Origin of the sequence: Butyrivibrio sp., from assembly GCF_017940685.1 — a bacterium.
Lineage (GTDB): Bacteria > Bacillota > Clostridia > Lachnospirales > Lachnospiraceae > Butyrivibrio.
This window is the reverse complement of record NZ_JAGAYD010000268.1, coordinates 1-22,536: the sequence shown is the minus strand read 5'-3', so window position 1 is coordinate 22,536 and position 22,536 is coordinate 1. Positions and strand designations below refer to the sequence as shown.

Annotated in this window: 18 protein-coding genes; 14 read left to right on the top strand and 4 right to left on the bottom strand. The window is 41.2% G+C overall.

Annotated features, from left to right (window positions below):
• The first annotated feature begins 15 nt into the window (after positions 1-15).
• The 7 genes from J6I68_RS16255 (at position 16) to J6I68_RS16225 (ending at position 9,041) form a co-directional block, all read left to right on the top strand.
• Positions 16-1,215: an aspartate aminotransferase family protein gene (locus J6I68_RS16255; protein WP_330622557.1), complete on the top strand. Its 1,200-nt coding sequence runs from the start codon at positions 16-18 to the stop codon at positions 1,213-1,215.
• Positions 1,212-2,711: a sugar ABC transporter substrate-binding protein gene (locus tag J6I68_RS16250; RefSeq protein WP_292221826.1), complete on the top strand. Its 1,500-nt coding sequence runs from the start codon at positions 1,212-1,214 to the stop codon at positions 2,709-2,711. Before J6I68_RS16255 ends, J6I68_RS16250 begins: the two co-directional genes overlap by 4 nt.
• A 71-nt stretch (positions 2,712-2,782) precedes the next feature.
• Complete coding sequence (locus tag J6I68_RS16245; protein WP_292221824.1) at positions 2,783-3,457, top strand: helix-hairpin-helix domain-containing protein; 675 nt, start codon at positions 2,783-2,785, stop codon at positions 3,455-3,457.
• 20 nt (positions 3,458-3,477) lie between these two features.
• Positions 3,478-4,158, top strand: coding sequence for a response regulator transcription factor (locus tag J6I68_RS16240; protein ID WP_292221823.1), 681 nt, complete (start codon positions 3,478-3,480; stop codon positions 4,156-4,158).
• 2 nt (positions 4,159-4,160) lie between these two features.
• Positions 4,161-5,657 (top strand): sensor histidine kinase, encoded by a 1,497-nt coding sequence (locus J6I68_RS16235; RefSeq protein ID WP_292221821.1) that lies wholly within the window; start codon positions 4,161-4,163, stop codon positions 5,655-5,657.
• A gap of 19 nt (positions 5,658-5,676) precedes the next feature.
• Positions 5,677-6,624, top strand: coding sequence for a GerMN domain-containing protein (locus tag J6I68_RS16230; protein WP_292221820.1), 948 nt, complete (start codon positions 5,677-5,679; stop codon positions 6,622-6,624).
• Positions 6,625-6,638: 14 nt separating this feature from the next.
• Positions 6,639-9,041, top strand: a complete 2,403-nt coding sequence (locus J6I68_RS16225; protein WP_292221818.1) for a DNA internalization-related competence protein ComEC/Rec2 — start codon at positions 6,639-6,641, stop codon at positions 9,039-9,041.
• A gap of 39 nt (positions 9,042-9,080) precedes the next feature.
• Here the strand turns inward: J6I68_RS16225 and J6I68_RS16220 are convergent, their stop codons facing one another.
• Positions 9,081-11,489, bottom strand: a complete 2,409-nt coding sequence (locus J6I68_RS16220) for a ribonucleoside triphosphate reductase (RefSeq protein ID WP_292221817.1) — start codon at positions 11,487-11,489, stop codon at positions 9,081-9,083.
• Positions 11,490-11,692: 203 nt separating this feature from the next.
• Positions 11,693-12,388 carry an anaerobic ribonucleoside-triphosphate reductase activating protein gene (locus tag J6I68_RS16215; RefSeq protein ID WP_292221816.1) on the bottom strand — a complete coding sequence of 232 codons (696 nt, stop codon included), beginning with the start codon at positions 12,386-12,388 and terminating at the stop codon, positions 11,693-11,695.
• A gap of 99 nt (positions 12,389-12,487) precedes the next feature.
• On the opposite strand from J6I68_RS16215, the gene holA reads away from it, so the two are divergent.
• The 7 genes from holA to J6I68_RS16180 all read left to right on the top strand — a co-directional run bounded on the left by holA (position 12,488) and on the right by J6I68_RS16180 (position 20,608).
• Positions 12,488-13,513, top strand: coding sequence for a DNA polymerase III subunit delta (gene holA, locus J6I68_RS16210; protein ID WP_292221815.1), 1,026 nt, complete (start codon positions 12,488-12,490; stop codon positions 13,511-13,513).
• A gap of 67 nt (positions 13,514-13,580) precedes the next feature.
• A complete protein-coding gene (locus tag J6I68_RS16205; RefSeq protein WP_292221813.1) occupies positions 13,581-14,210 on the top strand; it encodes a DUF1653 domain-containing protein in 630 nt (209 codons plus the stop codon).
• Between the two features lie 4 nt (positions 14,211-14,214).
• Positions 14,215-15,240, top strand: coding sequence for a glycosyltransferase family 2 protein (locus J6I68_RS16200; RefSeq protein ID WP_292221811.1), 1,026 nt, complete (start codon positions 14,215-14,217; stop codon positions 15,238-15,240).
• A gap of 134 nt (positions 15,241-15,374) precedes the next feature.
• Positions 15,375-16,085 carry a serine/threonine protein phosphatase gene (locus J6I68_RS16195; RefSeq protein WP_292221810.1) on the top strand — a complete coding sequence of 237 codons (711 nt, stop codon included), beginning with the start codon at positions 15,375-15,377 and terminating at the stop codon, positions 16,083-16,085.
• Between the two features lie 72 nt (positions 16,086-16,157).
• Complete coding sequence (locus tag J6I68_RS16190; RefSeq protein ID WP_292221808.1) at positions 16,158-17,129, top strand: diacylglycerol/lipid kinase family protein; 972 nt, start codon at positions 16,158-16,160, stop codon at positions 17,127-17,129.
• Between the two features lie 150 nt (positions 17,130-17,279).
• The gene (gene glyA, locus J6I68_RS16185) at positions 17,280-18,518 is read left to right on the top strand and encodes a serine hydroxymethyltransferase (RefSeq protein WP_292221803.1); all 1,239 of its coding nucleotides are present in this window, start codon (positions 17,280-17,282) and stop codon (positions 18,516-18,518) included.
• Positions 18,519-19,318: 800 nt separating this feature from the next.
• Entirely contained in the window at positions 19,319-20,608 is a 1,290-nt protein-coding gene (locus J6I68_RS16180) for a glycoside hydrolase family 3 N-terminal domain-containing protein (RefSeq protein WP_292221801.1), read from the top strand.
• 58 nt (positions 20,609-20,666) lie between these two features.
• Here J6I68_RS16180 and J6I68_RS16175 read toward each other — a convergent pair whose 3' ends face one another.
• Together J6I68_RS16175 and J6I68_RS16170 are read right to left on the bottom strand one after the other, a co-directional pair.
• Entirely contained in the window at positions 20,667-21,557 is an 891-nt protein-coding gene (locus tag J6I68_RS16175; protein WP_292221799.1) for a YitT family protein, read from the bottom strand.
• Between the two features lie 57 nt (positions 21,558-21,614).
• A complete protein-coding gene (locus J6I68_RS16170; protein ID WP_330622556.1) occupies positions 21,615-22,157 on the bottom strand; it encodes a hypothetical protein in 543 nt (180 codons plus the stop codon).
• Positions 22,158-22,536 lie beyond the last annotated feature (379 nt).

The window sequence follows — 22,536 nt, the reverse complement described above, 5'->3', positions numbered from 1 at the left end:
GAGGAGATTACTTCGATGAGTGAGATGATGCAGAAATATATTGATGAGGCTGAAAAAGCTCTTTTACACACCTATAACAGATATCAGATCGTTTTAGATCACGGTGATGGGGTGTATCTCTATGACCTTGACGGAAAAAAGTATCTTGATTTCGTGTCAGGAATCGCTGTTTTTGCCCTTGGATACAATAACAAGAGTTATAATGATGCTCTCAAAAAACAAATAGATAAATTGCTTCATACTTCCAATTACTACTACAACGTTCCTGCGATAGAGGCTGCAAAGAAGATCAAAGAAGCTTCAGGTATGGACAGGGTTTTCTTTACAAACAGCGGAGCAGAGGCAGTGGAAGGTGCCATAAAGGCAGCTAGGAAGTACGCATTTTTAAAGGATGGAAAAACTGATCATGAGATCATTGCCATGAACCACTCCTTCCACGGAAGAACCTTTGGAGCACTTTCAGTAACAGGTAATCCCCACTACAGGGAAGCCTTTGAGCCAATGATCGGCAACATAAAGTTTGCTGATCTTAACGACTTTGACAGCGTACTTGGATGCGTGACAGACAAAACCTGCGCGATCATCATGGAGACAGTTCAGGGTGAAGGCGGAATCCATCCTGCTACAGAAGACTTCCTTAAGAAAGTAAGGAAACTCTGTGATGAGAGGGATATTCTTCTTATTCTTGATGAGATCCAGTGTGGAATGGGAAGATGCGGATATATGTACGCATGGCAGAAATATGGTGTTAAGCCTGATATAATGACAACTGCCAAGGCTCTTGGATGCGGAGTTCCTGTGGGAGCATTTCTTTTAACAGAAAAAGTTGGCTCAGCATCGCTTGTTGCAGGAGATCATGGTACCACCTATGGCGGAAATCCCTTTGCCTGTGCTGCGGTTTCCAAAGTTCTTGATTTATTCAAAGAGGACAATATAATAGATAATGTGAATCAGGTGGCTCCATATTTGGAGAAGCGCCTTGACGAGCTTAAGGACAAATATGACTTTATCGTAGACAGACGTGGTATGGGATTTATGCAGGGACTTGTCTTTGACAGACCTGTCTCTGACGTGATTGTTAAGGCTCTTGAAAAAGGACTTATCCTTATTAACGCAGGCTCTGATATAATAAGATTTGTTCCACCGCTTGTTATTACTAAGGAGAATGTTGATGACATGATATCCATATTGGATTCATGTTTGGAGTCTTTATGAAACTTAGAGTTCGTATCATTTCTATAATACTTGTTGCACTTGCCTTGGCGGGCACTTATGTGTATGCCCGCTCAGACAGGAGCATTTTTGAGGATTATTCTTTCTTTTCCCGTAATAAGACCACCGTGAGGCTTTGGTATACGGACGATTCTTTGACGCCTTACCTTCAGAGCAAGGCGGTAGCTTATTCTGAGTCAAACAGCAAGGTTCGTATTGAACCTGTTCTTGTTTCAGGCCTTGAGTACCTTGAGGCAGTTGGCAAGGCTTCTGTAAATGAAGATAACTTCCCGGATCTATATATAATAACAAACGATTCTCTTGAAAAGGCTTATCTTGCTGGACTTGCCAAGGATATAGAGGATGATGGATTTTTGCTAAAGGGAGATTTCCCTGCAGCCGCTCTTAACTCTGTAACCTACAATAACAAGAAGGTTGCTTATCCATTTTATTTTGAGACCAGCACCCTTATTTACAACAAGACCTATCTTGAGAATATGGCCACAGAGAATCTTCAGTCTGAGATTGATATAGAGGAGGGAGAGGCGGCTCAGGCAGAGATCGATTCTTCTGAAAACAGTGAGCCTTCTGAGGATGAAGAGGTACTTGCAGAAGATAATTCAGGCGCTGAAATCACTCAGGGAATGATCGATGAGGCTGTGGCTGAGAGCCTTCCTCTTAACATTTCAGATATCCTTAAATTCGCTGAGAACTACAATGCGCCGGAGCAGGTTGAGGCTGTCTTTGAATGGGATGTGACAGATATTTTCTACAATTACTTCTTCGTAGGTAATTACATGAATGTTGGCGGAGACTTTGGCGATGATCTGGAGCAGTTTGATATCTATAACACTGATACCATAAGCTGCATGAAGATCTATCAGCAGCTTAACCAGTTCTTTGCTATTGACCCTAAACAGATCGATTACGACACCATTGTCCAGGACTTTATTGATGGCAAGGTTGTATTTACCATAGCAACTACTGATATTATGAAAAAGATCGAGGATGCCAAGGCATCAGGAGAGTGCAACTTTGAATTTGAAGTAGCTGATATGCCTGGCCTTACAGATGATTTTGGATCAAGGACGATGTCTGTAACAGAGTGCCTTGTTGTCAATGGTTATTCTGAAAATGCCGAGGATGCTGAGGATGTTGCAAGATTCCTTTGCAGCGACAATTCAGGAGACATATATAAACTCAGCAATAAGCTTGCAGCTCATGACGGTGTTAACTACGAGGACAAGAGGCTGAACACCTTCGCTTCAGTATATGCTGATTCAGTCCCTATGCCCAAGACTATAGAGACGAGCAATCTCTGGATGGAGCTTGAGATCGCATTTACCAATATCTGGAATGGTGCTGATTGTAATTCTACCCTCAAAGCTGTGTCTGAGAGCATCAAGACTCAGATAACCGGAACTGAGTATACAGAGACTACGATTCCTGATCCTGATGATGAGGCTATTACCGCAGGACTTGTAGAAGATGATGATTAATCATTGAATTATTCTTTTTAATTTACTAGAATAAATAAGCATGGATGGGGCCCTCCTATATAGGAGGAAACATGCAAAAAAGAGTATTATTAGCAGTACTTTTGGCGCTTTTCTTAACAGGATGTGCGCCACAGGGAAAAGAAATTGTTCTGACAGATGTTGCTACAGGTAGCGCTTCTGTCATTGATGAAACACCTTTTGATGAGGAAGAAAAAGATAGTAGCGAAAAAGAGTCATCCAAAGAAGACCAGGAGCCAGCAGAAGAGGTAAAAAAGACCCCCGCAAGTATATTTGTATATGTCTGCGGAGCGGTTGAAAAACCTGGAGTTTATGAGCTTTTTGAAGGTGGCCGTGTGGTAGATGCAGTAGAGGCCGCTGGTGGCTTCTTGGAGACTGCAGATAAAACCTATGTTAATCTGGCAGCTCTTTTAGATGACGGTATCAAGCTCTATATACCTACAATGCAGGAAACAATGGAATCTGCTGCTTTGCAGGTTGAGACTTTTGATAAAGAAAGCACCTATTTTAACAGCGATAGTGCTGGTGCAGGTAGCGGACTGATAAACATAAATTCTGCTACAAGAGATGAACTTACGGCTCTTCCTGGAATTGGAAATGCTACTGCAGAAAAGATCATAAGTTACAGAGAGCAGCACGGAGCATTTAAGTCAATTGAAGATATTATGAACGTTTCCGGGATCAAGGATAAGCTTTTTTCCAAGATCAAGGATCATATAACGGTTTGAGCAAATGGAATGGTGATGTTATGAGTAAAAAAGCGCTTGTTGTTGATGATGAGAAGGCAATTGTAAAGGGAATCAAGTTCAGTCTTGAACAGGATGACATTGTGGTCGACTGTGCATATGATGGGCAGGAAGCGCTGGATATGGCCAAGGCAACAGAATATGACATTATCCTTTTAGATGTTATGCTTCCTAAGCTTACAGGATTTGAAGTTTGTCAGCAGATCAGGGAGTTTTCCAATGTTCCTATCATCATGCTCACAGCTAAGGGAGATGATATGGACAAGATCCTGGGTCTTGAGTATGGCGCTGATGATTATATCACCAAGCCCTTTAACATCCTGGAGGTTAAGGCAAGGATCAAGGCTATCATCAGAAGAACAGTCAGAACTACTGATACAGCCAAGGTTATGACCTTTGGAGACCTTAAGCTCAATGAAGAGTACAGAAGAGTATTTGTTAAGGATAAAGAGATCAACGTAACAAGCAGGGAGTATGAGCTCCTTGAACTTTTGGCGTCAACACCGGGTAAGACCTATTCCAGAGAGGAGCTCCTTGAGACCATCTGGGGCAGCGATTATCCTGGAGATGAGAGAACCGTTGACGTTCACATCAGAAGACTTAGAGAGAAACTTGAGAATAATCCCAGCGAGCCAAGATTCGTTCGTACCAAGTGGGGCGCTGGATACTATTTCCAGGCATAATTATGGATAAGACTAGTGGTTTTAAGATAAGAGGCATATATAAAAGTCTTAGAGTACGATTCTTTGTCATAGTTTTCCTTACAGGGCTTATATCCTGCCTTGTTATGCATTCTGTCATTCTGGACAGCTATGAGAATCGTGCTGTCAATGTCAAATCAACTGAGGCACAGACGCAGCTGCGTATTCTCGCCAATCACCTCATTGTTTCCAATTACCTTCAGGATACTTCTTCTGAGGTTATTAATGCTGAGCTCGATATGCTGGCCAATCTCTATGATGGCCGAGTTATTGTTATCAATGACGATCTAAAGGTTGTTAAGGACACTTACAATATCAGTCAGGGTAAGACCATTATTTCTGAAGAGGTGGTCAACTGCCTTAAGACCGGTTCCAAGGGAACGGTATCAAAGTACGATCAGGCCAACGGCTATATTGAAATTGTAACGCCTATCATTGAAAGTGAAGATATCGAGGAAGAGGACGTATCAGTATCAGGAAAGGTCAGTGAAGTTGTAAGAGGAGTGCTTCTTACCAGTGTTTCAACTGAAACAATTGCCGTGACACTTAAGATCCTTAGTAGAAGAGCCCAGACACTTGAGATAATGATCATCCTTATAATCCTTTTGTTTGCGGCCTGGGTATCCATTATGCTGCTTAGGCCCTTCGACAGGATCACAACAGCCATCAACGATGTTAAGGCCGGCTATACAGATGAACCTATAGTAGGTCCTAACTATCTTGAGACAGAACAGATCATCAATGCTTTTAACGCTCTTCTTAGGCGCATGAAGGTTTTGGATGACTCACGTCAGGAGTTTGTTTCAAATGTCTCCCACGAGCTCAAGACACCTATCACTTCCATGAAGGTTTTGGCAGATTCTCTTTTGGCCCAGGAGGATGTTCCTAATGAGGTCTATAGAGAGTTCATGACCGATATAGGTGCTGAGATTGACAGAGAGGATAAGATCATCAACGATCTTCTTGCTCTTGTTAAGATGGACAAAAAAGCTTCTGGCCTTACCATAACTTCAGTAGATGTGGTAAATCTTACAGAGATCGTCCTTAAGAGGCTTCGCCCTATTGCAAGAAAGCATAATATCGAGCTTACCCTTGAGAGTAAAAGAGCTATAACTGCTGAAATTGATGAGGTCAAGATCTCACTGGTCATTATGAACCTTGTTGAAAATGCCATTAAATACAACAAGGATGAGGGATGGGTCAAGGTTGAGCTTGATGCTGATCATCAGTTTTTCTACGTAAAGGTAATCGATTCTGGTTATGGAATCCCAGAGGAATCCCTTGATCACATCTATGAGAGATTTTACAGGGTAGATAAATCAAGAAGCAGAGAAATCGGCGGTACAGGCCTTGGTCTTTCCATCGCCAGAAATGCTGTACTTATGCACAGAGGAACAATTGATGTAAGTAGCGTAGTTGATGAGGGAACAACCTTTACGGTTAAGATTCCTCTTACAAGTACTTTGGCGCTTACCAAGTAATCTTTTTGGAACGGAAAATATGAGATCTGGAAATGAGATAAAAAATAGAATAATCTCTTTTGCCATGGCGCTTACAATGATCAGCCTGATGCTGACTGGCTGCCAGAAAAAAGAAACAGCTGCCCCTGACTCTTTTAAGATATTCTATGTCAACAATTCAGAGACAGGTATCATGGCTGTGGACTATGAGATAAAAAGCGACAAGTCTGATATCGATGCGGTTATTGCAGAGCTTATTGAGCAGCTTGGAACCATGAGTGAGAGAAGGCAATATGAGGCACCACTTACTGGAGAAGTTAATCTTATTGGCTATACTATTGCAGACAAGCTCCTTACTCTGAATTTTGATACCAGGTATCTGGATATTGGAAGAACTGTTGAAGTTCTTGACAGGGCAGCAATAGTAAGGACCTTTACGCAGCTTGATGATATCGAATATGTGAGCTTCCAGGTGGAGGGAGTGCCACTTACTGACCACTATGGAAATATCATTGGAAATATGTCTGCAGATACATTTATCTTCAATGTAGGTAATGAGATCAACACCTACGAGAAGGTGGAGCTCAAGCTGTATTTTGCCAATGAGGCAGGAGATAAGCTGATCCCGGTATACAGATCTGTTGTGTATAACAGTAATATCTCCATGGAGAGACTTGCTGTAGAGCAGATAATAAGTGGACCTAACACTGATATCTGTTTTCCGACTATCTCCAAGGACAGCAAGATCAACAGCATAAACGTCAAGGACGGAGTCTGCTACATTGATTTTGATTCAGCATTTTTAAATGAGCCATATAATGTCACTGCTGAGGTGGCACTATATTCTCTTGTAAATACAATTGCAGAGTTTTCAGACGTCAATAAAGTGGCTTTTTCAGTAAATGGAAGTTCCACTTTTACCTTTATGGATTTCTCAATCTCAGGGCCTTATGAGAGAAATCTGGATATTATTGAGGGCTCTAACTGATATAGGAGTATTTTTTGAAACGACCGTTGTGCCTTTTGGCAATTCTAGTGACGGTAGCTGCTTTTTTTCTAAATGTCTTTAAGGATGGCAGGGCCTTGGCAAATGACCCGCCTGACAATAGCTTTGTTGAGCTTTTTGGAAAGGTTCAACAAAAAGAGCTAAAAGCAGGCCATCTTGGAGAAGACATATCTGTGATCTATCTGATCCCCACAGGACAGAAAAACAGGGATTTTGAGATGGTCCAGTGCTATCTGGATCCATCTGTAAATAAGGTCCCATCTATAGGAGAGTATGTGAAAGTTTCCGGAAAGGTAAAGACATTCTCTCATCCCACCAATCCTGGTGAATTTGACAGCTACCTGTACTATTCAACTTTAAAAATTTCATACAGACTAAATAATGTAAAGATACTTGAAAGAGGCGGCAAGATAAGCTGGTACAAAGAGGGGCTGTTTAGAGTAAAGATCTTTTTTGAAAGAGTTCTTGACAGTATATTACAAAAGCAGGACGCAGCCATAATGAAGGCGATGCTTTTGGGGGATAAGGCCTTTTTGGATGAAGATACCAAGGATATGTACAAGAGCAGCGGTATCATGCATACTCTTGCGGTTTCCGGGCTCCACATCTCTATCATTGGAATGGGAATATTTAGATTTATAAAGGCTCTTATGGAGATGGCCTTTGGATATGTTAGTAGTTTTGCACCTGCCAGTAAAAGAAAAACTCCCCTTAGGATAATTTGCAGCGTTTTGCCAACAGGAATTTCAATACTTGTGATGTATTCCTATGGAATTATGTGCGGAATGGGGACTTCATCATTCAGGGCAGTATGCATGTTTGTGCTGCGGCTCTTGGCGCCTATGGCAGGAAGGACCTACGATGTTCTTAGCGCTCTTTCTGTTGCTGAGATACTTCTCTTATTAGATCAGCCCCTTTACCTTTATAACAGCGGCTTTCTGTTTTCTTTTGGGGCAGTTATTGGGATAGCAGTTATAAAGCCGGCTCTTAGGCCTTTTGCTGAGTATATGCCTGCTAAGATGAGGCTTGTAGATGAGAGAGAACAGCAGAAGGCTTTAACTTTTTTAAGTAATGCATTAAAAAATTCGCTGGACGGGCTCCATACCGGATTTTCAATAGCACTTGCGACACTTCCGGTCTATGCAATGTATTATTACACTTATCCGGTCCATTCTATTGTTTTAAATCTTTTTGTAATACCGCTTATGACAATCCTTATGCTTGCTGGAATTACAGCAATGCTTCTTGGGGCAGTATTTCCCCTTCTTGGATATCTTCCAGGCTTTATGGTTCATGTGGTCCTGTACTTTTACAGGATGATAAGCTCAATTGACACAGTTAATGGTAAATTTACCTGGTACATGGGGCATTCTGAGAACTATCAGTTGGCGCTATATCTAGCTTTTATAGTGGTATTTATAGTAGCTTCAAACCATTCCTTTCAAAAATACGTCAGGAAAAAGGGCAAGAGAATACTTAAGATGTCTTTAAAGACTATGGATATTTCCAGAGCTCTTATGCTGATAGCAGCCGTAATTGTACTGACATTCAGATCGCATCCTGATCTTGAGATAAACATGATCGACGTAGGCCAGGGAGACGGGATCCTGATCTCAAGCAGCAAAATGAACATGCTTATTGATGGCGGCAGTACTTCCAAAAAGAATGTAGGCAAGTACCAGATCATTCCATTCCTGAAATACAAAGGTATAGGAAAGCTTGACCTTGTGGTACTAACTCATGAGGATCAGGATCATTGCAGCGGAATACTAGAGATCATGGGTGATATGGAAAAAGGCGGAATAAGGATAGGCAGCCTGATGCTTCCTGAGATATCAAAAGGTTCCAGGGGAGAGAACTATCTTTTGCTTGAACAACGGGCAAAAGAGCTATCTATTCCAATTACTTATATCAGCTCTGGCAAGCAATTTAGTATGGGTGACTGCGAGTTTTTGTGTCTCAATCCAGAATCCGGAATGGCTACGGATGGAGCCAATGAGTATTCTACAGTTCTTTATATGGAATACAAAAAAGCTGCTGCAAGTTATGCTGATAACACATTTAAAGCGCTCTTTACAGGAGATGTTGAAGGAAGAGGACAAGAACAAATTGATACATTCCTAAGGAATGCAGACGGCAGATACAGTGATATTACTCTTCTCAAAGTGGCACATCATGGATCAATGTACACTACAGACGATGAATTTCTTAGGCTGATAAATCCAAAGGTGGCGCTTATAAGCTGCGGAAAGGATAATTCCTATGGCCATCCTCATAAGCAGCTCCTTAACCGGCTAGATAAATATGGAGCAGAAATCTATAGAACTGACATGGGAGGGGAGATAAGAGTTGTGGTAGATGGTAAAAAGGTATTTTTGACACAATACTTAGAGAAATAAAAATGGGACTATGAAATTTCTTTCATAGTCCCTAAATCTTTATGATACCTGACTATTCTGGATCCAGGACTTGATGTCTGAAACACCAAGGACTTTCTTGAAGCCGTCATCATCTTGAATAACAAGAGTTGGTGCCTGCATGATTCCAAACTTTTCAACAAGTTCAGGATGTTCGTTGGCGTCGAGAGTCTTGTAGATCACTCCGGCGTTATCAAGAAGAGATCCTGCAATCTTGCAGTTAGGGCAGGTAGTTGTCTTAAAGAGCATTACTGTGCTGCCTGTAACATTTTCTCCGCTGTTGCTTGATTCAGCGTTGGACTTCTTAACTGCTGCTTCTACGAAATTGATCTTCTTTGGACCTTCGTGAGTAAGGTGAGAGTTGCCAATGTTATATACTCGCCTATCCTTGTACTCCTGAGCTTTGCCGTCGTTCCAGTTGGCAACAGGACGGTAGTAGCCAGTAATTCGGCTGTAAACCTCTGTCTTTGCTCCGCAGTGAGGACAAACTGTCTGTTCTCCTGAAAGGTACCCGTGTTCCTTACATACTGAGTATGTGGGAGACATGGTGTAGTATGGAAGCTTGTAATTTTCAGCAATCTTTCTTACAAGGCTTGCAGCTGACTTCCAATCAGGAAGTTTCTCGCCAAGGAATGCATGGAATACAGTTCCTGATGTATAAAGTGTCTGGAGCTCATCCTGAATATCCAGGGCTGAGAAGATGTCCTCTGTATAACCAACAGGAAGGTGTGAAGAGTTGGTATAGTAAGGAGTTCCATTCATATTAGCTGTTATGATATCTGGATACATCTCCTTGTCGTGCTTAGCAAAACGGTAAGTAGTTGACTCAGCAGGTGTAGCCTCGAGGTTGAAGAGCTCGCCCTCATACATTGTCTGATAATCGGACAGGCGCTCTCTCATGTGGTTAAGAACCTGTTTTGAGAATTCTACAGTCTTAGGATTGGTCATGTCTACGCCAAGCCAGTTAGCATTAAGACCTACTTCGTTCATTCCAATAAGACCGATAGTAGAGAAGTGGTTGTCAAAGCCGCCAAGATATCTCTTGGTATATGGATACAGGCCCTGCTCAAGGAGCTTATTGATAACCTGTCTCTTGGTGTGAAGGCTTCTTGCAGCGATGTCCATAAGATGATCGAGTCTCTTATAGAAATCTTCTTCGTCCTTGGCAAGGTATGCAATCCTTGGCATGTTGATCGTAACAACACCGATAGAGCCAGTTGACTCGCCGGATCCAAAGAAACCGCCTGATTTTTTACGAAGCTCTCTAAGGTCAAGACGAAGTCTGCAGCACATACTTCTTACATCTGAAGGCTCCATGTCGGAGTTGATGTAATTTGAGAAGTAAGGAGTTCCATATTTGGCTGTCATTTCAAACAGGAGCTTGTTGTTTTCAGTCTCGCTCCAATCAAAATCACGTGTTATAGAATATGTTGGGATAGGGTACTGGAAGCCACGTCCGTTGGCGTCGCCCTCGATCATAATCTCGATGAAGGCCTTGTTGACCATATCCATTTCTTTCTGACAATCGCCATAGGTGAAATCAAGCTCTTTTCCGCCTACGATGCAGTTTAAGTTCTTTAAGTCGTTAGGAACAGTCCAGTCAAGAGTGATGTTTGAGAATGGAGCCTGTGTTCCCCAACGGCTTGGAGTATTAACGCCATATACAAATGACTGTATGCACTGCTTGACCTCTTTATAAGAAAGGTTATCAACCTTAACAAAAGGTGCAAGATAAGTGTCAAATGAAGAGAATGCCTGAGCGCCTGCCCATTCATTCTGCATGATGCCAAGGAAGTTTACCATCTGGTTGCAGAGGGTAGAAAGGTGTCCTGCAGGTGATGATGTGATCTTGCCTGGAACTCCTCCAAGACCTTCCTGTATGAGCTGCTTAAGGCTCCAGCCTGCACAGTAACCTGTAAGCATTGAAAGGTCATGAATATGAATAGCTGCGCTTCTGTGAGCATTTGCAATTTCATCATCATATACTTCTGAGAGCCAGTAATTAGCTGTGATGGCACCTGAATTAGAAAGGATGAGACCGCCTACAGAATAAGTAACTGTGGAATTTTCCTTAACACGCCAGTCATTGATCTTGAGATAATCGTCAACGATATCCTTGTAGTTAAGAAGAGCAGAGTTGACGTTACGAACCTTCTCGCGCTGTTTACGATATAAAATATAAGCCTTGGAAACATCAGCATATCCGGACTCGGAAAGGACTTTCTCGACACTGTCCTGGATCTCTTCCACAGTGATCTTGCCGTCCTTAACCTTGGATTCGAAATCTGAAGCTACACGCAAAGATATAAGATCTATCACGCTTGAGTGATAATCTTTTTCAAGAGCTACGAATGCTTTTGTGATGGCTGCAGAAATTTTAGCAATATTAAATTCCGCAATTGTGCCATCTCTTTTAACAACCTGGTACATAAGAAACCCCCTTACAATACATACGATGAATATAAATATAAGATAGCACAAGAGGGGGTGTTCGTCAATATATAGATGGTGATATTTAATAAGACACAAGATATTGTGGTGAAGAAAAACTTAAGCCATAGCTTATCATTATAGCGTTCGTTATTCGACGTGAAAAAACCATGGGCAAAAATACAGTAAAATAAGGAGTATCTTTAGTCAGATACTCCTCTAAGTTGCGCAGAATCTACATGCTTTTTAACTATTTTTAAAAAAGTATCCATTTCTTCAGCGCTTGGGGAATAAAGCTCTCTGTCCGGAACAGTATCTCTCATGGTGAACTGCTGCAGGTAATACGCCTTTGCATCTGGAATCATGGCTCCTATCTGCTCAAAATCATCTGCTTGGTGGAGACCTCCTGCAACAGTAGTCCTGAACTCGTAGTCCACACCACTATTCATAATGATTGATATGCTTTTTTTAATAATAGAAGTATTGATATTAGGAGCACCGGTGGTTACAGCATATTTGGCAAAAGAGTTTTTGATATCCATGGCAATGTAATCTAAAAGGCCCTCATCAATAAGCTTTTTAAGCATATCCGGATGATAACCGTTGGTATCTAATTTAACTTTGAAGCCCATTTCTCTGATCCTTCGAATGAAATCATCTATATCTTTATGTAAGAGAGGCTCTCCCCCGGATATACAGACTCCGTCCAAAAGACCTTTTCTTTTCCCTAAAAAAGCAAAGAACTCCTCGTCATCCATGAGAGCCTGCGCCGTACCGTCAACCAGCTCAAAGTTGTGACAATATGGGCATCTGAAATCACATCCATTAAGGAACACAGTGCAGGCAACGTATCCCGGATAGTCTAAAAGAGTCATTTTTTGAAGACCATGTATCAACATTTTGTGTCTCCCTTCGAAATGTTCATAACTTTTTGGGCAGATATAGTATATCAAAAAACATCATTTATATGTTAACATATAAGTCGAGGTGCGTTTTTTATGGCAGTTAAAACATCGGATTTTCCGGCTAAGCAGAAACAATTTAATGAAGACTTATCTAAAGGCTCTTTTAAGAGCTGTTACCTTATATATGGCGACGAGGCTTACCTTCGCCTTCAGAACAGGGACAAGATAGTAAAAGCCCTTGGGGGATCAGAGTCCTCCATGAACTTTAACAGGTATGAAGGCGATAATATAAATCCTCTTGAGGTAATTGATATGGCAGAGACAATGCCATTTCTTTCTGATAAGAGGACAATTCTTGTGGAGAACAGCGGCTTTTTTAAGAGTGGCTGTCCTGAGCTTTCTGAGTACCTTAAGGCGTCGTCAGAATCTACCATCATAATATTTGTAGAAAAAGAGGTAGACAAGCGTAAGGATATCTATAAGACTGTATCAAAGGTCGGCTTTGAGATAGACTGCAGCACTCAGGATGACGAAATGCTAAAGCGCTGGATCGCTTCGAGATTCTCTAATGAGGGGAAAAAGATATCCCCAAGAGCCCAGGCTGTTCTTCTTGACAGGGTTGGAGCAGATATGTCCAATCTGGCAACGGAAATTGAAAAGCTTGTATGCTATTGCATTGACAGAAACGAGATCACAGAAGAAGACATAACAGCAGTCTGTGCCAATTACCTGACCAGCAGGATATTTGACATGACTGACGCAATTTCTTCCCAGAACCAGAGACGGGCAATAGAGCTATACTATGACCTGCTTGCGCTAAAGGAGCCACCAGCCAAGATCCTTGCTCTTATAACAAGGCAGTTTAATATCATGCTCCAGATAAAAGAGATGACTGAAAACAGGAGAGATAAGGCTCAGATGGCATCCGCAGTCAAGATAGCGCCATTTCTTGTGGGCAAGTATCAGACTTGGGCGAGAAACTTTTCTTTTGACCAGCTAAGACAGGCTCTGGAACTGTGTGCATCCAATGATGAAGCTGTTAAAACCGGTAAACTTGACTATATCATTAGTGTTGAAATGGTGATAATAGGGTGTACATCAATTGGAAAAGCGGAGTAGAGATTTGAAATAATACATTTGTTGACTTATACTATACAATTGTTAAATGCTTAGAAAAGGGGAGATTATGGGAGAAAGACCAAGACCACAAGAAATCTACAGACACTTTAAGGGCAACATGTATCAGGTCCTTACCATTGCAACTCACTCTGAAACCAGGGAAGAGATGGTGGTATATCAGGCTCTTTATGGCGACTACAAGGTTTATGTAAGACCACTTGATATGTTCATGTCAGAAGTTGATAAAAGCAAGTATCCTGATGTGGCTCAGAAGATGAGATTCGAAAAGATAGATCCCAGGGATGCAGTCAGCCAGGAAAAGGCTGCAGGACCTGTTTCTAAAGAAAATACTAAAAGTGCTTCGGCCTCTGCACCAGTCAGGCTTGAGCTTGATGAAAAGAGCCTTAAGAAAGACTATTCATCCTCATCAGAGGTCATGAGTAAAACTGTGGATGAGGAAGCTTCAGAACTCAATCTTGATCCACTTGTTATCCAGTTTATGGATGCGGATCTGGCTGTAGAAAAAGGTGAGATATTATCCAAGCTTCGCCCTATAATAACAAATGATATGATTGATATAATGGCTCTTTCAGTAGGCGTTGTGATCAATGAAGGTGATGTCTATGACAGATACAACGACCTTAGGAATTGCCTTGCAACAATGGAAAAATACGAAAGTACCAGATTAAGGAGCTAATATAATGAAACTATTATCAATTGCAGTACCCTGCTACAATTCACAGGACTATATGAGTAAGTGCATCGATTCTTTGCTTGTGGGCGGAGAAGAGGTTGAGATCCTTATTGTGGATGACGGATCCAAGGACAGGACAGCAGAAATTGCAGATGAGTATGCAAGAAAGTATCCTACGATCTGCAAGGCTATCCACAAGCCAAACGGCGGCCATGGATCAGCTGTAAATGCAGGAATAGAGAATGCCACAGGACTTTACTTTAAGGTTGTAGATTCAGATGACTGGGTAAAGGAGATCGCATACAGAAAGATCCTCAGCACCCTGGCTGAACTGGCTGGCGGAGATGTGCAGCTTGACCTTCTTATCAGCAACTTTGTATATAACAAGGTCGGAGAAAAGCGCCACAAGGTAATGCGCTACAACACCATGTTCCCAATCGAGCAGATCTTTACCTGGAAGGATGTAAAGAGAACTCCAAAGGGACATTATCTTTTGATGCATTCAGTTATCTATAGGACCAAGCTCCTTAGACAGTGCGGGCTTAAGCTCCCTGAGCATACCTTCTATGTAGATAATATCTATGTATTTAACCCGCTTCCATTTGTTAAGAACATGTATTATCTGGATGTTAACTTCTATTACTACTACATTGGAAGAGAAGACCAGTCTGTAAACCAGAAGATCATGCTATCAAGGATCGATCAGCAGCTTCGCGTCAACAAGATCATGGTTGATTACTATGTAGAGAACTATGGCATGATCAGATCCCAGAAGGAGAGACATAAGTATATGTTCAACTATCTGGAGATCATTACAGCAATATCATCTGTTCTTTTAATTACTGAGGATACCAAGGAGAACCTTAGAAAACGTCAGGAGCTTCTTGAGTACATCAAGGAAAAGAACTTCCTTCTGTATTGCAAGATCAGATACAGCATAGAGGGAACTTATATCTATCTTCCTGGAAAGGGAGGACGTAAGATAACCCTTGCTGGATACAAACTTCTTCAGAAGATATTCCATTTCAACTGATGATTTTGGATGGTTTTATCAAAATTTGCGTTAAATCGTAAATTTTATTGTCAGAATTGTCATTTACTTTATTTTTCTGAGTGTTACAATATTTTTCAACGTGAAGTTCTTTTGCTTGAAAAATGAGGAAAATTATGAAAAAGAAATATGAAAATTGGATAGGAAGGGCGGTAGACAAGAGCCTTGGAAGAGATCTATTATGGCTTTCAATACCGATACTGATTTATGCGCCGATCTACATGATCTGGTTCATATTCTTAGAAAAGCACACCTTTTCTCACTATTCTGTGATCCACACAGCAATAGATGATATGATACCATTCCAGGAAATCTTTGTAATACCTTATTACACCTGGTTCTTGTATGTATCAGTTACACTTTTGTTTTTTCTATTATCACTGGACCTTGAGAGCTACTACAAAAACTTTATATTCCTGGCAACAGGTATGACAGTGTTCCTTGTAATATCAACCCTGTTCCCTAACATGCACATGCTAAGACCTGCAGTGCTTCCCAGGGACAATTTCTTTACGGACCTGGTACAGATCATTTACAGTCATGATACAGCAGCCAACCTTTGGCCAAGCATTCATGTTTACAATTCTGTAGGAACAATGATAGCAGTTCATCATTCCAGGAAGATAGGAAGGGTAGGAGAGATCATAAGTGATCTTCTTGGAATCTCCATCATCCTCTCTACTATGTTCATCAAGCAGCACTCAGTGTACGACGTGGTTACAGCCCTTATAATGGCAATTGTTTTATACATCATGTTCTACCACACATCAATGCTTGAGAATTTCTGCAAAGGCCAGGAAGAGAAGCTTGCCCTTAGATACAACTGAATACTAATGTGATATAATATAAGAACCTCAATTACTGAATATACGGTAATTGAGGTTTTTGTGAGGCTAAGTATGTATTATTGTATTGTTAACCCCTCCGCAAGGTCGGGTAAGGGAAAAGACATTTGGAACAGGCTTGAGTACAAGTTCCTGGAAAAGAAACTTGAATATGAGGTTCATCTTACAAAGGGACCTGGCCATGCCACAAGAATTGCCAAAAAGCTTACAGAGAATCTGGATTCAAGGGAAGATCTTCCTGTTAGGCTTGTAGTAATGGGCGGCGATGGCACTTTAAATGAAGTCATGAACGGTATCATGGACTTTGAAAAAACCCTTGTTGGATACATTCCCATCGGATCATCCAATGACTTTGCAAGAGACCTTGATTACCCGGGAAATATCGACGTTCTCATCGACAAGATAGTTGAGGGCAAAAAAGTCAGAGCCCTTGATCTTGGAAGAGTTACTTTTAATTCCATGACAGGCCCTATGTCAAGGCTTCATGACGACAGCTCTTTTACATCAAGGATATTTGACGTGAGCTCAGGGATCGGCTTTGATGCAGCAGTCTGCGAGGAAGCACTTGCCTCAGGAACCAAGAATTTTCTTAATAAGATTGGACTTGGCAAGCTCACCTATGGCATGATCGCCATTAGGCAGCTACTTAAGGCTGACAAGGTTCCCTGTGATATAGAACTTGATAATGGACAGACCATACATTTAGACCGCTTTATCTTTATTGCGGCCATGATACATCACTATGAAGGCGGTGGATTTAATTTTGCGCCCAAGGCTGACCTTGCAGATGGAAAGTTTGATCTTTGCTTTGCAGGTGACATGCCTCCAGCAAGGATGATGTTTGCACTTCCTTTTTCCTTCTTTGGAAATTATTACTGGATCAAGGGAATTGGCCATTTTGTAAGTAGTAAGGTCACAGTAAAATGTGCGCAGCCCATGTGGGTACACACCGACGGGGAGGTATCTGTAAAATCAGACAACATCACCTGGGAGTGCCTTAAAGAGAAGCTCCAGCTCATGAACTGACAGATAAAACAGGACAATACCATATTGTTGGTATTGTCCATTTTTGTATCTAGATTTTTTTGAGGGTTTATGTTACGATATGCGAAGTGTGTTGCTTTAATACATTAAACTGTAAATGTGTTTTACGACTAATTTTCAGGAGGATAGGGTATGTATTCATTGGAAGAAGTAAGGAAGGTTGATCCTGAGATCGCTTCTCTCATCGAGGAGGAAGTTGAGCGTCAGAACAATCACATTGAGCTGATCGCATCAGAGAACTGGACCAGTAAGGCAGTTATGGCCGCTATGGGCAGTCCTCTCACCAACAAGTACGCTGAGGGTCTTCCGGGGAAAAGATACTACGGCGGATGCTATGTTGTAGACAAGGTTGAGAACATTGCAAGAGACAGAGCAAAAGAGCTGTTCCACTGCGATTACGCTAACGTTCAGCCTCACTCAGGAGCACAGGCAAATCTTGCAGTTCAGTTTGCACTCCTTAAGCCAGGAGATACCATTATGGGTATGAATCTTGAGCAGGGCGGACATCTTACACACGGAAGCAGTGCCAACATCTCAGGAACATATTTCAATATCGTTCCTTACGGAGTAGATGATAACGGCGTTCTTGACTATGACAGTATGTACAAGCTTGCAGTAGAGCACAAGCCAAAGCTCATCATTGCAGGTGCTTCAGCTTACTGCAGAACAATTGATTTTAAGAAATTCAGAGAAGCTGCTGATGCATGTGGAGCAGTCCTTATGGTAGATATGGCTCACATTGCAGGTCTTGTAGCAGCAGGACTTCATCCAAGTCCATTCCCTTATGCAGACGTTGTTACAACTACAACTCACAAGACTCTTCGCGGACCAAGAGGCGGACTGATCCTTTGGAATCAGGAAGCTCAGGATAAGTACAAGTTCAACAAGGCTGTATTCCCTGGAATCCAGGGTGGCCCACTTGAGCATGTTGTTGCTGCTAAGGCAATCTGCTTTAAAGAAGCTCTTTCACCTGAATTTAAGGTATATGCCCAGAACATCGTTGATAATGCCAAGGCTCTTTGCGAAGGTCTTATGAACAGAGGCATCAAGATCGTCTCTGGTGGCACAGACAACCACCTTATGCTGGTTGATCTTACAAACTTTGGTCTTACTGGAAAAGAAGTGGAAGCATGGCTTGATGATGCCCACATTACTGCAAACAAGAATACAATACCTAATGAACAGCAGTCCCCATTTGTAACCAGTGGAATCAGACTTGGTACACCTGCTGTAACAACCAGAGGCATGAACACTGAAGATATGGATCAGATTGCCGAGGCTATTGCAATTGTTATAAGGAACAAGGGCGAAAAGAACGATGAAGCCAGAGCAATCATCAAGAAGCTTACAGATAAATATCCTCTTGACTGATTGAATATAGTAATGAATTTAAGGAACCGGAAAGCAAAATTCCGGTTCCTTTTTTGTACGTTCAAGCTGAAAATTCTGTCAATTTAAATGGCGAATTTGAAGCCCGAAAATGAAATGTTTCAAAATTTGTAACACTATATTACTGTTATTATGTGACCTTATAGGGTTGTATAGGAAATATACAGAATTGTTCATAATGAATAAACAATTAGAATAATAAACAGAATATTGGATAATTTAAAGTTTAAATTCAAAATAATTAAAAGATTTATCGAAAATGTATTGACAAATTACCTGCATATAAATATAATAAAACCATCAAGAGATACTTATAAGATATCCAATTACTTCTCCACTTGGTATATAGAGCAAACAGAGCCGGGGGAGAAAGAAAGGTAGGTACACTCCAAAGGGATAGTTAATTAAAATATTCAGAGAAAGGATGGTACGGTCCACCAAACTAAGTAGATCAGTTTTATAAAAGAGTTTTAGTAATACCAGTTATACAAGATTTACAAGTAATACCACTACAGCACTTCAAGTACATGATATGTGGTTCGGACAAGTAAAAATTCGTGAACTTGCAACCACAAGCATATGAATGCAAAAGTTAATGGAAAGATGAGGCTGAGAATTGGAGGAAGGTCCGTTGGACGTAATAACATTTGAATTAGATGAGTACTCGGCATAAGGGCAGAAGCAGGTAATATCGATGAAGCTTCTGCCCTATTTGTATGTTTATATCGGTTTTTTTGTGGTATTATATTGCTCAGAAAAAGTTTTGATGGTGGGAATATATAATGGCAAGATTAGAAGAACAGGATTTTGATGAAAAGAGGCTGGCTCGCAGACAGAGAAGGAAAAGGAGCCAGCTTATTGCATATATAATACTTGCATCCACATGCCTTGTGGTATTTGGCGGATGCGCAGTGCTTATCTACTTCCTTAACGGTGTAATAAAAACAGGTAAGACCACCCAGGAAACTGCCATTGTGGAAGAACAGGCTCAGGAAGAAGTAAGTCAGGTTATTGAGACTCCTGAAGTTGTGCAGGAGCCAGAGGAATATACGCAGGAGGACATGCTAGGGGATATAGTTGGCAGCGTCATAGAGGAACAGTCCCTTGAGGACAAGGTTGCCGGACTTTTTATCATAACTCCTGAGCAGCTAACAGGTGTTGATACTGCGGTCAAGGCGGGATCAGGAACCCAAGAAGCTCTTAGCACCTATGCGGTGGGCGGAATTGTTTACTCCTCCAAGAACATCAAAAATGCTGATCAGATAAAAGAAATGCTGGATACTACAGTGTCGATGAGCAAGTATCCAATCTTTACGCTTCTTTCTGATCAGGCCAATATGTCTGATTCTGTAAAAGACACATTGGCCCTTCGTCCTGACATCGACATTACAGATAGTGAAACTGCTTATCAGGCTGGAACCCAGATTGGTTCTGAACTTTTTAAAAATGGTTTTAACAGCACAGTGGCTCCACTTATAGATATGACTGAGGAAGGCAATTTCAGTCAGGAGATAGACCTTGCAAGGGATGCTGCAGCAGGATTTTCCAAGGGCCTTACTGAATCAGGTATCCTTTCCTGCAGCTATTTATTCCCCTTAAAAGGCGATACATTGTCAGGTATGGGCAGTAGCGATAAGAGTAAGGATGACCTTGTTTTAAACGAGTATGAGGTGTTTAAGAGTGTGATCGACTCAGGATATGCCGGGGCTATTATGGTATCCAACGTTTCACTTCCCAACGTGACTGGTGACAACACACCAGCATCTTTATCAGATATCATCATCACAGAGGAACTTAGAGGAACTTTGGGCTTTGATGGAATAGTTATCACAGCACCACTAAATGAAGGTGCTATTACAGAGTACTACACATCAGGGGAAGCTGCTGTGGCTGCCATCAAGGCTGGAGCGGATATGATCTACATTCCTGAAGATTTTACTGAAGCCTACAATGCAGTTTTAGAGGCCGTATCAAGTGGCTCCATTAGCCAGGACAGATTAAATGAATCCTTAAGGCGCATATATGCTGTAAAATATGCTGACAGGGTAAATGAGATATCATCAGGAAACTAAATAAGCAAAATAAAAAGCTGTTCAGTGCGAACAGCTTTTTTTACGAACCAGACTATTATCAGTCTCTTGGCCTCATATAGAAGTTTCCGGTTATCTCTTCAGTCCTTACAGAATTGATAAAGGCTCCCGGGTCGAGTTCTTTTATCTTTGGGATCAGTTTTCTTGTGTCGGAAGCGCTGACTATGGAGTAGACGATCTTTTTATTCTTGTGGGCAAAAGAGCCTTCTCCGTCAATAAGTGTTGCACCGTGTCCGCAGGTGTCATATATAAGTGAACAAACCTTATCAGGAACATCCGTGATTATGAAAAGAGTCTTTTGCTGATAGGTCCTGTAAAGCGTATGAAGGGCTGTTGTGGTAACAAACTGGAATATCATTGAGTAAAGGGCCTTGTCCCAACCAAACAGGTATCCGGCTATTGCAAGGATAACAGTGTTTCCTGCAAGAATATAGGGAAATGTGTCGATACCTTTTTTCTGGGATAAGAAGATCGAGATAAAATCAGTTCCGCCACTGGTGGCATCCACATTAAGACACATGGTTATGGCTACAGCGTTTAAAAGACCGCCAAATACTGCAGCTAAAAGCTCGTCGTTTGTGAACGCGAAGTGGGGCAGAAGGTCAACGAAGATACCGTTTGCCACCACCATTATCATTGAAAATAAGGTGAATCTTTTACCTATAAATCTAAAACCTATGTAGACTGGCACAGCGTTAAGTATCACATTGATAGGAGTAAATGGAATGGCGATAGAAAAGTATTTCTGGGCTATTCTCTGAATGATAATGGTAAGACCAGTGGCACCACCAGGGTATAAGCCTCCGGCATTTACAAATGAGTTGATGTTGAATGCCATAACGAAGGCTGCAAGAAGTACAACAGTAAAGCGGACAGCATCCTTTTTCAGAGCTTCTTTTAAATTGTATTTGCCCTTATTGTTTGATTCCATACAGGCTCTCCATAATGACATTTATCTAGCTTAAGTATACATCATTAAGCCTTGTGTTCAAGGCTTTAACTCATATATGGCAGGTGATATATCAACCTTCATGTACAGATCAGCATACTGGGAAGGAGATAAGTCCTCGATGTAGTTTTGCTGAAAGCTTTTTTTGATACCTTTTTTTGTGAGGATATCAGCAGCTTTGTTGTAGGCGATAGCAGCCTCGTATTCTGTTTTGTAATTGCCGATCACGTAGTTGCTCCTTATATGGATAACGGATTTGTATCTGACAAAGCCTCTGAAATTAAACTGTCTGACACCTCTGTACCTGTTGAGAACAATGATGTTTTCGTATCTTAGGTCGTTGTGATCATCGTTGGCAAAGATATAGTCCCTGCCTTCAACTGCATAGCTCTTTATTCCGTAGCGGGCAAGAACTGAGAGCTGACTTCCATAATCTGCAACAAAAAGATGGCTTCCTCTTTGCATTATCTTGTGGGATGAGTAGTAAAAAAGGTCATCAATATCAAACTTAAGTACTTTTTCAGGTGAAAGGTAGTACAAAAAATATTTCTTTTCAAGGTAGATGGGATTTGAAATATACATCCCTTTATCCCTAAAGTTTATAAGGGTGACAAACTTATCAAAGGGCAGCGACATTGTCTTTTTATAAGATGAAACGGTGATATTTTCGTCGTCCAGAACCTTAGATGCGTCTTCATAAACCTTTGAAGCAGTCTTAATGTCGCTAAAGCTTCCAAGAGCGATGTGCTTGCCACAATATGTGATAGATGCACGAAAAGATGGCGTTCCGTCCTTTAAAGTTGTGGAATATACCCCAACATATTTTTTTTTTGCTCATTTTTCCCCCAAATGAACTGGTATTATGGTATACTTTATCAAAATTTACTTTTATACATTAACGTGTATAAGAGTATTTTATATGAAATAACTTATCAGTGTCAAAACGGAGGAGAGAAAATGT